Source organism: Pseudoroseomonas cervicalis ATCC 49957 (assembly GCF_000164635.1).
In the GTDB taxonomy this organism is placed as follows: domain Bacteria; phylum Pseudomonadota; class Alphaproteobacteria; order Acetobacterales; family Acetobacteraceae; genus Pseudoroseomonas; species Pseudoroseomonas cervicalis.
In genome coordinates, this window is sequence record NZ_GG770828.1 from 1 (window position 1) to 3,025 (window position 3,025).

Here is a 3,025-nt window from a genome sequence, read left to right on the forward strand (position 1 = left end):
GCGCCTCGGGCGAGCCGGCGGTGCCCTGCGTCCCCATCGTGCCGGTGCCGCCGGCCGCGCCGCCGGTCTGGGCCATCGCGGCGGGCGCCGCCATCAGTGCTGCCGCCAGGGCAAAGGCCGTGGTCGTGGACCGCATGCTGGTCTCCCTTCTTGGTCTTGACCCCTGCCATGGGGTCTCTGCCAGGAAGAACGGCGGTCACGCCGTGATGTTTTCAGGAAGGGCTCAATAAAAAGCCGCCGTGAAGCTGAAAACCAGCAGAAAAAACCATGAAAAGGCCCCGGAACCTTGCGGTGCCGGGGCGGTTGTGGCGGCCCTGCTCAAGCCGGGGCGGGTGCTGCTCAGTCGGCGCGATGAACAAAGCTGCCGGCCCGCAGGATGGCCTTCAGCGCGCCATCCTCGCGGTAGAGCAGGCCGAGGTCGCGCAGCGGGTCGCCCTCGACCACCAGCAGGTCGGCGCTCGCGCCGGGGATGATCTCGCCCACCTCGCCCTCCAGCCCGCACAGCTTCGCCGCCACGGTGGTGGCGCTGGCGATCACCTCGGCCGCCGGCAGCACGCGGCCGCGCAGCTCGAACTCCAGCAGCTGATACTGGTGCATCGCGCCCAGCAGGTCGGAGCCATAGGCCATGGCCAGCCCCGCCTCGCGCATGATCGAGAGGGATTCGAGGCCGGAGCGCCGCACCGTCTCGATCTTGGCGACCGAATCCGGCTTCAGCCCGAGCGTCGCGCCCTCGCGCGCCAGCGCCTCATAGGTGACCAGCGTCGGCACCGCGACGGCACCCTTCTCGGCGGCGAAGCCGGCGGTCGCCGCCGTGATCATGTTGCAGTGCTCGAGCGAATGGATGCCGCATTCGACGGCGCGGCGGATCGCCGCGTCGGTGTAGAGATGCGCCGAGACATAGGTGCCGAAATTCGCCGCCTCCTCGACGATGGCGACCAGCTCCTCGCGCGAGTAGCCCAGCGCGTGGATCGGATCGGCGGGCGAGGCGACGCCGCCATTGGCCATCACCTTGATGAACTGCGCCCCCGCGCGCAGCTCCTGCCGCGCCGCCTGGCGCACCGCGTCCACCCCGTCGCAGACGCGGCCCAGGGAGCCCACCCGCTCGGCGAACATGGTGGGGCGGTCGTCGAAGCGCGGGCGCAGATCGGCGTGCCCACCGGTCTGGCTCAGCGCCTTGCCGCAGACGACGAGGCGCGGCGAGTCCACCAGCCCTTCCTCCACCGCCTGGGCGAGGCCGGCATCGGCGCCGCCGACATCGCGCACCGTGGTGAAGCCGCGCCGCAGCATGCCGCGCATCACCTTCGCCGCGCGCAGCGTGGCCAGGGAGGAAGGCTGCATCGCATTGGCGGCGAGATCGACCTGCGAGGCGATGACATGCACATGCGCGTCGATCAGCCCCGGCATCAGGGTGCGGCCGCGCAGCTCGACGCGCTCGGCGCTGCTGCCGCGGATCGGGGTGTCGGACACCTCGCGGATCCGCCCGCCCTCCACCAGCACCTCCAGCCCCTCGCGCAGCACGCCCTGGCGCGGGTCGAGGACCGGGCCGCCGGTGAACAGATAAGACGTCATGCCAACCTCCTGCCTCCCCCGAAGCGCGGGGGATGAGGCGCGCATGATGGCCCGGCCGCGCCGATGCGCAAGCCGGGCCGGCCGGTCAAAGATGGTAGGCGGCGGCCCCCAGCAGCCCGGTATGCGGCCGCACCACCTGGGTGATCGGGATGCGCTCCAGCAGCGGGGCGAAGCGGCCCTTGCCGGTGAAGCCGCGCATCAGCGCCTCGCGGTCCAGCAGCGGCCGCATGGCGCGGGCCAGCCCGCCGGTCAGATAGACCCCGCCCTCGGCCAGCAGCGACAGCGCCAGATTGCCCATCACCCCGCCCAGCAGCTCGGAAAACAGCGAGACGGCGCGCAGGCTGACCGGGCAGCCGCGCCCGGCCCCAGCCGAGACGTCATGCGGGTCGGCGAAGCGCGGCGCCCCCTCTCCCGCCTGCGCGGCGAGATATTGCGCGACCGCCAGCAGGCCGGGGCCGGAGACCAGCCGCTCGGCCGAGACATGGCCGCCATGGCGCTGCCGCAGGTGGCGCAGCAGGGCGTCCTGCTCCGCATCCTGCGGCGCGAAGGAAGCGTGGCCGCCCTCGCTGGGCAGCACGCGCGGGCGGCCGCCCTGGTCGATCAGGAAGGCGACGCCGAGGCCGGTGCCAGGCCCGATCACCAGGCGCGGCGCGTCCTCCCGCCCCGTGCCATCCTTCAGCGGCGCCAGGTCGTCGCCCCGCAGCAGCGGCACGGCCGAGGCCTGGGCGACGAAATCATTGATGATGACCAGCCGGTCCACCGCCAGCGCCGCCTCGGCCGCCTGGATGGAGAAGCGCCAGGGGCTGTTGGTGAAAGCGATCTCGTCGCCCAGCACCGGGGTGGCGACCGCGAAGACGGCCTCCTCCACCCGCCTGCCCTGCAGGTATTCGGCGGCCGCCTCGACCAGACCGGCATGCTCGGCCACCATCAGCTTGCGCTCCTCGCGCGGCGGGCCGCCCGGGCCGCACAGCGCGAAGCGCGCATGGGTGCCACCGATATCGCCGATCAGCCGCGTGACGCTCTCCGCCATCCATGTCCTCCTGTTGCCGCCCTTGGCAGATGGGGTCGCCCTGGCGGGCGGCAAAGTCAATGCACGGGCCGGGCGTTCAAGGACCGATGGGGGTCCAGCCGGTGCCGAGCATCAGCAGCCGCAGCCCCAGCAGCAGCAACGCCACGGCCGACACGCCACGCCCCACCGGCCAGCGATGCCGCAGCGCCCAGGGCGGCCAGGCCAGCAGCAGGCCGAGGCAGAGCACCATCAGCAGCCCAGCCGCCATGCCCAGCGCCAGCACCGGCAGGGCCAGGACGCCGTCGCCGAACAGCATCGCCAGCAGGCCGGCCGGCAGGGCCACCAGCCAGGAGGCGCCGGTGGCCAGCGCCAGCAGCGGGCCGGCGTAGCCTTGCCGCCCCGGCAGCCAGAGCGGCGCGGCAACGGCCAGGGCCAGCCAGGCCAGGT

3 protein-coding genes are annotated in these 3,025 nt (G+C 73.0%); all 3 read right to left on the reverse strand.

Annotated features, from left to right (window positions below; genetic code table 11):
- Positions 1-339 precede the first annotated feature (339 nt).
- The gene (locus HMPREF0731_RS19370; RefSeq protein ID WP_040614097.1) at positions 340-1,569 is read right to left on the reverse strand and encodes a metal-dependent hydrolase family protein; all 1,230 of its coding nucleotides are present in this window, start codon (positions 1,567-1,569) and stop codon (positions 340-342) included.
- 85 nt (positions 1,570-1,654) lie between these two features.
- Positions 1,655-2,599, reverse strand: a complete 945-nt coding sequence (gene glk, locus HMPREF0731_RS19375; RefSeq protein ID WP_007005907.1) for a glucokinase — start codon at positions 2,597-2,599, stop codon at positions 1,655-1,657.
- 76 nt (positions 2,600-2,675) lie between these two features.
- On the reverse strand, positions 2,676-3,025 hold a 350-nt coding region (locus HMPREF0731_RS19380; protein WP_007005908.1), incomplete at its 5' end, for a hypothetical protein.